The sequence below is a fragment of the Rathayibacter sp. AY1A5 genome, assembly GCF_002930875.1.
In the GTDB taxonomy this organism is placed as follows: domain Bacteria; phylum Actinomycetota; class Actinomycetes; order Actinomycetales; family Microbacteriaceae; genus Rathayibacter.
This window is the reverse complement of the sequence record NZ_PSTM01000003.1, coordinates 204,768-212,543: the sequence shown is the minus strand read 5'-3', so window position 1 is coordinate 212,543 and position 7,776 is coordinate 204,768. Positions and strand designations below refer to the sequence as shown.

Sequence of the window (7,776 nt, the reverse complement as noted above, 5' to 3'; positions counted from 1 at the left end):
CGGCTCGATGACGGGAGCGCCCAAGCGCCGGGCGGTGGAGCTGCTGCGGGAGTGGGAGGGCGGTCCCCGCGGCGTCTACTCCGGCGCCTTCGGCCGCCCTCCCCGACAGGACCCCTGCGATGACGCACCTCCCCTCCGGCCGCTCCCTGACCGCCTCCCTCGCGGCGCTCGCCGCCACGGGCGCGCTCCTGCTGGGCTCGCTGCCCGCCGCCGCGGTCGAGGCCCCGCCCTCGGCGTCCTCCGCCGTCGCCTCCGCCGCGGTCCTCCGTGCCGGCGAGCAGCTCGCGCGCGGCGAGCGCCTGGTGTCCCCCGACGGCGCCTCCTCCCTCGTGATGCAGACCGACGGCAACGCCGTGGTCTACGCCGCGGGCGGCCGTCCCACCTGGGCCTCGGGCACGCAGGGGCGCGGCGACAGCCTGCGGATGCAGGACGACGGCAACCTCGTCGTGTACGCCGCGGACGGGCGCCCGGTCTGGGCGAGCGGCACGGTGGCCGACCCCGGCGGCGAGCTGCGGATGCAGGACGACGGCAATCTCGTCATCTACCGCCGCAGCGGCTCGGCCGCGTGGGCCAGCAGCATCGGCGGCCGGATCGACGAGCCGCGCACCGACACCCTCCGCCGCGGCAGCACCCTCTACGCGGGGAACCGGCTCGCCACCCCGGGAGGCACCACGGCGGTGATGCAGGCGGACGGCAACCTCGTCGTCTACGGGCAGGGCGGGGCTCTCTGGGCGAGCGGCACCCGCGGCCGGGGCAACGTCCTCCGGATGCAGGACGACGGGAACGCCGTGGTCTACACCGCGGACGGCGCGCCCCTGTGGGCCTCGGACACGTCCGGCGAGCCGGGCGCCACGATGGTCCTCCGCGAGGGCGATCTCCGGATCGCGGACGACTCCGGCGTCCTCTGGAGCAGTGCCGCGCTCGTCGTGCGCGACTCGCTCTCCCCGAGCGGCCTCGTCGTCGCGGGCACGCGGCTGACCTCGGCGAGCGGGCAGTGGCGGGCGGAGATGCAGCGCGACGGCAACTTCGTCGTCTACGGGCCGAGCGGTGCGGACTGGGCGACGAACACCTCCTCCGCCTCCGGTGCCGCCTTCTCGATGAGCTCCGAGGGCCGGCTCGACGTGGCCGACTCCCGGATCCTCTGGCTGCGGTTCCCGAGGATCTCCTTCGGCATCGGCCAGAGCGGCGTCGTCGCGCCCTACCGCCTCGTGCTGCAGGACGACGGCCGCCTCGTCGAGTACGACGGCATCGGACGGGCCGTCTGGGCCAGCCGGGGCTGACGCGCGACGCATGATGGAGGGGTGAGCGATCCCGGCGACTTCATCCGCTCGGCCCTGGAGTACGAGGGCGACGTCTGGCGCGCGCAGGACGTGCGCGAGCGCCTGGGATCAGGGCTCGACTCGACAGGCGCCTCGGTCGGGGCGGTCCGCGGCACCGTCCGCGACGCGCTGAGGAAGTTCCGCTCGCTCGAGCACGACGACGTGACCGCCCTCTCCTCCGAGCTGTGGGAGCCGGCGGTGTTCGAGCCGCGGCTGGCGGCCGTCGTGCTGCTGCAGTCCCGAGCCGAGTGGCTGCGCGGCTCCGACCTCACCCGGCTCGAGGGCTTCGTCCGCGACTCCCGCGTGGACGAGCTGAGCGACCCGCTGGCCCGCGACGTCGTCGCTCCGCTCCTGGCAGGGCTGCGCGGTGCGGCGCGGACCCGGGCGGACGCGGTCCTCGACCGCTGGGAGGCGGAGGGCGGGCGCCTGGCGCGCGCGGCCTCCCTGGCGCGGGCCTCGGTCCCGACGGAGCACGGCTGAACGGCCGCTCGGACCGACCGCCCCGCGGAGCCGGACGCCTGCTCAGGCGGCCCGGTGCTCCTGAGCCGCCGTGCCGTCCGCCACCCGGATCCGCGTGTCGAACTCCAGGCCCGGATCGACCCGGTGCGCGATCAGGACCACCGTCCGCCCCTCGGCGGCGCGGAGCAGATCCCCGAGCAGGGCGTCGGCCACGGGAGCGTCCACCGACGCCGTCGGCTCGTCCAGCACCAGGACGCGGAAATCGGCAAGAAGTGCGCGTGCGAGGGCGATCCGCTGAGCCTGGCCGCCCGAGACGAGCGAGCCCCGCTCCCCCACCCGCGCGTCGAGCCCGCCGCGTGCAGCAAGCCAGGGGCCGAGCCCGACCCGCTCGAGCACCGCCTCGAGCACGGCGCCATCGGCCTCGGGCCGCGCGAAGAGGAGGTTCTGCCGGATCGTGTCGTCGAAGAGGTACGGCTGCTGCTCCACGAGCCCGACCCGCTTCCGCACCTCCGCCTGCGGCAGCGTGCGCGCCTCGACTCCGCCCAAGAGGTAGCTGCCGGAGTGGTCGAGGAAGCGCACCAGAGCGTGCGCGAGCGTGGTCTTCCCGGACCCGCTGCCGCCGGTGACGAGGACGCGCGCACCCTCCCGCAGGTCGAGCGAGACGCCCCGCAGCGCGGGCGTGTGCGCGCCGGGCCAGCTCACCGACAGGTCGCGCAGGACGATGCCGGCGCCCCGGGGAGCCGGGGCATCCGGGTCCACGTCCGCGTCGGTCGCGAGCGCCGGCGACGCCGCCTCGGCGTCCAGATCGGCCAGGCGCTGAGCGCTCGAGAGCGCGGTGCGCGCCGCCTGCACGGCGAGCGGCGCGGCGGCGGCGACCTCGAAGACCGCGAGCGGCACGAGCGCGACGACTCCCAGCGCCGGACCGCCGAGGTCGCCGATCACCGGGATCCCGAGCACGAGGCCCGCCCAGACCGCACCACCCGAGCAGAGGGCGAGGACGGCCGCGGCCAGTCCGGTGGAGGCCGCCCGTCGACGCGCCGCCCGGGCGAGCGACTCCTCCGCGCGTGCCACGTCCGCCAGAGCGTCACCCGCCGCATCGAAGGCGATGAGCACGTCGAGGCGGGTGACCAGCAGGTTGAGGCGCTCGGCGAGCTCCCCGCGCAGCGGCGCCAGCTCGCGGTCCGCCTGCGCGGAGAGCCGGCCGGCGCCCAGGGCCCCACCGGCGAAGGCGAGGACCAGCAGCGCCAGCAGCACGGCGCCCATCGCCGGCAGGAGCAGCCAGACGCCGACCACGGAGACCGCAGCGACCAGCGCCGCGACGACCAGCGGCTGCACGACGCGCAGCGGCACGTCCTGCTGGGCGTCGACGTCCGCCACCACCCGGGAGACCAGGTCGCCGCGGCGCACGCGGCCCAGCCCGTCCGGCGCGACCGGCACCAGGCGCTCGTAGACGCCCGCCCGGAGCTCCGCGAGCGCGCGGAAGGCGGCGTCGTGGCCGGTCAGCCGCTCGAGGTAGCGGAAGAAGGCCCGCGCCAGCGCGAACGCCCGCACGCCCACGACGGCCATGGAGAGGAACAGGATCGGCGGCTGCTCGGCCGCGCGGACGATCAGCCAGGCCGAGCAGGCCAGCAGCGCCACGACGGCCGAGGAGGAGAGCAGCCCGAAGGACAGACCCGGCAGGAAGCGGCGCGGCCCGGGCATCGCGGCGCGGAGGACGTCGGAGCGGTTCACCTCGCGACCGCCCCCGCCGGCGCCAGGGCGATCACGGCGTCGGCCGCCGCGACGGTCGCCGGCCGGTGGCTGGCGACGACGACGATCGTCCCGCTCTCCGCCAGCGTCCGGAGTCCGGCGAGCAGCGCCCGCTCGGACTCCTCGTCGAGGGCGGCGGTCGGCTCGTCCAGGGCCAGCACCGCGCACCCGCGCTCGAGCAGGCGGTGCACAGCGCGGGCGACGGCGACACGGGCGCTCTGCCCGCCCGAGAGGCCCGTCCCCTCGGCGTCGAGCCGACGCTCGGGGTCCACGTCGACCGCGGCGATCGCCAGGGCCCGCCGCACGCGCTCGGGGTCCGGCGAGAGTGCTCCGAGCCCGACGGCGGAGGCGACGCTCCCCGGGAGCAGGTCGGGCCGCTGGCCCGCCCAGGCGAGCGTCGACCGCAGATCCGCGACCGGCGACCCGCCGAGCAGCAGCGTGCCCGAGAAGGGCACGAAGCCCGCGAGCGCGGCGAGCAGCGTCGACTTCCCGGACCCGCTGGGCCCGGTCACCGCGGTGATCGACCCGACGGGGAGCACCGCGTCGACAGGAGCGAGCGTCCGCCCGCGTCCGTCGTCGACCGCGAGACCCCGCAGCTCGAGCGCCCCCGTCGCCGCCGGGGCCTTCCCGCGAGCGGGCAGGGCCGCCGCGCGCTCGAGGACGGCGAAGGCGCGGTCCGCCGCCTGCACCCCGTCCGCCGCCGCATGGAACTCGGCACCGACCTGGCGCACCGGCAGGAACACGTCCGGCGCCAGCACCAGGACGAACAGCCCGACGGCCAGCCCCAGCGAGCCGTCGACGAGCCGCAGCCCGATCGAGACGGCGACCAGTGCGACCGAGAGCGAGCCGGCGAGCTCCAGCACGAAGCCGCTGACGAAGGTCACCCGCAGCACCTTCATCGTGTGCACGCGGTAGTCCTCGGTCAGCGCGCGGATCCGCGTCGCCTGCCGCTCGGCCCGCCCGAAGATCTTGAGTGTTGCGAGGCCGCCGACGGTGTCGACGAAGCCGGACGCGAGCGCCTGCAGCCGCTCCCACTGCCGCGCCTGCACGGCCTGGGTCGCCCAGCCGATCAGCACCATGAACACCGGGATGAGCGGCAGGGTCACCACCAGGAACACCGCGCTGAGCGGATCGGCGAGGAAGACCACGAGCGTCAGGAGCGGCGTCGCCACCGCGGTGGCGATCAGCTGCGGGAGGTAGCGGGCGAAGTAGCCGTCGAGGGAGTCCAGTCCGCCGCCCAGCAGCGCGACGACCCCGCCCGAGCCCCCTTCGGAACGGCCCGCCGGGCCGAGCTCGACCAGTGCGGCGAGGACCGCCTGCCGCAGCTGCGCCTTCGCTCCTGCTCCTCCGCGCACCGCGTTCACCTCGGTCGCCCAGGCGAGAGCCGCCCGCGCCGCGACGACCGCGAGCAGGGCGGCCAGCAGCGGCGCGAGATCGTCGGCGGTCCTCCCGTCGACCGCACCGGCCACCAGCTGCGCCACGAGCCACGCGAAGGCGACGATCGCCAGGGTCCTCGCCAGCGCGAGCACCCCGCCGAGCAGGAGGAACACGCGGGCCGCCCGGGCGTAGCGGAGCAGGCGAGGATCGAGGGGCTTCACGTCAGTGGGCGTCGACCGGGATGTGCGCGCGGCTGATGCGCTTGCGGAAGATCCAGTAGGTCCAGGCCTGGTAGCCGACGATGAGCGGCACGAACACCAGGGCGGTCCAACTCATGACCGTCAGCGTATAGGGCGTGCTGGAGGCGTTCTCGATCGTCAGCCCGTAGGCGGGGACGTTCGAGGCCGGCATCACCGCGGGGAACAGCGTCGCGAAGAGGGCGAGCACGGCGAGCGCGATGGTGCCGGCCAGCAGCGCGAAGGCGCGTCCCTCCCGGCCCCGCGTGATGGCGAGCCAGCCGCCGACGAGGGTCGCGGCCGCGCCCGCCGAGAGCGCCCAGGAGGCGGTGCTCCCCTGGCCGAGGTTGGTCCAGGCCAGGAAGACCGCGGCGACGACCACGGTGAGCAGCCCCGCGCGGGTCGCCAGGCGGCGCGCACGCTCGCGGATCTCCCCCTCCGTCTTCAGGGCGACGAAGACGACTCCGTGCGTGAAGAAGAGCAGGAGGGTCGTCGCTCCGCCCAGGAGCGCGTAGGGGTTCAGCAGGTCCAGGACGGTGCCGGTGAAGTTGTGGTCGGCGTCCATCGGGACGCCCTGCACGATGTTCGCGAAGGCCACGCCCCAGAGGAAGGCGGGCACCGCGGAGCCGACGACGATCATCGTGTCGAAGCGCCGCTTCCACTGCGCCTCCGGACGCTGGTGCCGGTACTCGAACGAGACGCCGCGGGCGATCAGCGCGAGCAGGATGAGCAGAAGCGGCAGGTAGAACCCGCTGAAGAGCGTGGCGTACCACTCCGGGAACGCGGCGAACAGGGCGGCGCCGGCGACGATCACCCACGTCTCGTTCAGGTCCCACACCGGGCCGATCGTGTTGATCAGCACGCGGCGGTCGGTGTCGTCGCGCCCGAGGAACGGGAGCGACATGCCGACGCCGAAGTCGAACCCGTCGAGGACGAAGTAGCCGATGAAGAAGAACGCGACGATCCAGAACCAGAGAACGGCGAGATCCATGAGGGGTGCCTCCTAGTAGACGGTGCCGACGAGCTGCGGGCGACCGCTCTCCTCGTCGACCTCGGGAGCGTCGTCGGGGCCGGCCTGCGCGGCCCGCTTGATCAGGCGGAACTCGACCACGGCGAGCGTGCCGTAGATCGCGGTGAAGGCGAGCAGCGAGATCAGAACCTCGAGGCCGCTCACTCCGGGCGAGACTCCGTCGGCGGTCTTCAGCAGTCCGAACACGAGCCACGGCTGGCGGCCCATCTCGGTGAAGACCCAGCCCACGATCATCGCCATCAGCGGCAGCGGGGCGGCCCAGATCGCGACCTTCCACATCCACTGCTTCGGCTCGCGGCCCTTCCGGGTGAACCAGAGGCCGGCCGCGGCCACGCCGATGGCCAGGACGCCGAGCGCCATCATCCAGCGGAACGACCAGTAGGTGACCCAGATGATCGGCGTGTAGTCGCCGGGTCCGTAGACCTGGGTGTACTGCGCCTGGAGGTCGTTGATGCCCTCGACCGTGCCGGTGAAGGTGTGCGTCGAGAGGAAGGAGAGCAGGTAGGGGATGCGGATCGAGAACAGCTCGCTCGAGCCGTCCGGCGTGCCCCAGGTGAAGACGGAGAAGGAGGCGTCGACGCCTGTGGAGGTCCTGTAGAGCGCCTCCGCGGCCGCCATCTTCATCGGCTGCGTGTCGACCATCGCGAGGCCCAGCGAGTCGCCGGTGAACAGGGTCAGGCCGCCGCTGACGAGCATCATCCAGGCGCCGAACCTCAGCGCGGGGCGCATGGTCTCGAGGTGCTGGTTCCGGGAGAGGTGGTAGGCCGCGACGCTGATGATGACGGCGGCCGAGACCATGAAGCAGGCGAAGATCGTGTGCGGGAACGCGGCGAGAGCGACCTTGTTGGTGAGGAGCGCCCAGATGTCGGTGAGCTCCGCGCGGCCCTTGGTCTCGTTGATGCGGAAGCCGACCGGGTTCTGCATGAACGCGTTCGCGGCGATGATGAAGTAGGCCGAGAGCGTGGTGCCCAGCGTGGTCAGCCAGATGGTGGCCAGGTGCAGCTTCTCGGGCAGCTTGTCCCAGCCGAAGATCCAAAGGCCGATGAAGGTGGCCTCGAGGAAGAAGGCGAGCAGGCCCTCGAACGCCAGCGGGGCCCCGAAGACGTCGCCGACGAAACGGGAGTAGTCGCTCCAGTTCATCCCGAACTGGAACTCCTGGACGATCCCGGTCACGACGCCCATCGCGAAGTTGATCAGGAAGAGCTTCCCGAAGAACTTCGTCAGCTGCAGGTAGTGCACCTTCCCGGTGCGCACCCAGCAGGTCTGGAAGATCGCGACGGTGAGCGCCATGCCGATCGTGAGCGGCACGAACAGGAAGTGGTAGATCGTCGTCAGACCGAACTGCCATCTCGACAGCAGGAGCGGGTCCAGGAGTTCGTTCACAGCTCCGAGAGTAGGTCGGCGGAAGGGGTCCGACGGCCTCCGATCCCAGTACTGGGGCGGATGTGCGGCCTTCCGCGAGCTCCTGGCGGCACCCTTTCCGGGGTGGCCCCGGACGCCCCTCCGAGCGCTCCCGCCGACCGGTCGCTCGACGTCGAGACAGTCCCTCTCGACGTCGAGGGAGTCCACCGCGCGGCGACTGCGGAGCGGGGCTCGCCTCCGTCGG

At 73.6% G+C, this 7,776-nt stretch carries 6 protein-coding genes and 1 pseudogene; 3 read left to right on the top strand and 4 right to left on the bottom strand.

Going from position 1 to position 7,776, the window contains the following annotated elements; all coding sequences use genetic code 11:
* Window positions 1-7: 7 nt before the first annotated feature.
* The 3 genes and pseudogenes from C5B98_RS03400 to C5B98_RS03390 form a co-directional block, all read left to right on the top strand.
* Window positions 8-82: pseudogene (locus C5B98_RS03400) on the top strand (hypothetical protein); the annotation flags it as partial.
* 37 nt (window positions 83-119) lie between these two features.
* The gene (locus C5B98_RS03395) at window positions 120-1,280 is read left to right on the top strand and encodes a hypothetical protein (protein WP_181065446.1); all 1,161 of its coding nucleotides are present in this window, start codon (window positions 120-122) and stop codon (window positions 1,278-1,280) included.
* A gap of 21 nt (window positions 1,281-1,301) precedes the next feature.
* The gene (locus C5B98_RS03390) at window positions 1,302-1,799 is read left to right on the top strand and encodes a DNA alkylation repair protein (protein WP_104327312.1); all 498 of its coding nucleotides are present in this window, start codon (window positions 1,302-1,304) and stop codon (window positions 1,797-1,799) included.
* Window positions 1,800-1,841: 42 nt separating this feature from the next.
* Here the strand turns inward: C5B98_RS03390 and cydC are convergent, their stop codons facing one another.
* From cydC to C5B98_RS03370, 4 genes are read right to left on the bottom strand one after another with little or no spacing between them, the layout of a single operon-like run.
* The gene (cydC, locus tag C5B98_RS03385; protein ID WP_104327311.1) at window positions 1,842-3,509 is read right to left on the bottom strand and encodes a thiol reductant ABC exporter subunit CydC; all 1,668 of its coding nucleotides are present in this window, start codon (window positions 3,507-3,509) and stop codon (window positions 1,842-1,844) included.
* Complete coding sequence (gene cydD / locus C5B98_RS03380; protein ID WP_104327310.1) at window positions 3,506-5,125, bottom strand: thiol reductant ABC exporter subunit CydD; 1,620 nt, start codon at window positions 5,123-5,125, stop codon at window positions 3,506-3,508. The genes cydC and cydD overlap by 4 nt, the downstream gene beginning before the upstream one ends.
* A gap of 1 nt (window position 5,126) precedes the next feature.
* Window positions 5,127-6,131: a cytochrome d ubiquinol oxidase subunit II gene (gene cydB, locus C5B98_RS03375; protein ID WP_104263596.1), complete on the bottom strand. Its 1,005-nt coding sequence runs from the start codon at window positions 6,129-6,131 to the stop codon at window positions 5,127-5,129.
* 12 nt (window positions 6,132-6,143) lie between these two features.
* Entirely contained in the window at window positions 6,144-7,553 is a 1,410-nt protein-coding gene (locus tag C5B98_RS03370) for a cytochrome ubiquinol oxidase subunit I (RefSeq protein WP_104233758.1), read from the bottom strand.
* Between the last annotated feature and the right edge of the window lie 223 nt (window positions 7,554-7,776).

Excerpts from the sequence above, each read along its gene's own strand:
- C5B98_RS03395 (WP_181065446.1), top strand. The coding sequence starts at position 120 with ATGACGCACCTCCCCTCCGGCCGCTCCCTGACCGCCTCCCTCGCGGCG.
- cydB (WP_104263596.1), bottom strand. The coding sequence starts at position 6,131 with ATGGATCTCGCCGTTCTCTGGTTCTGGATCGTCGCGTTCTTCTTCATC.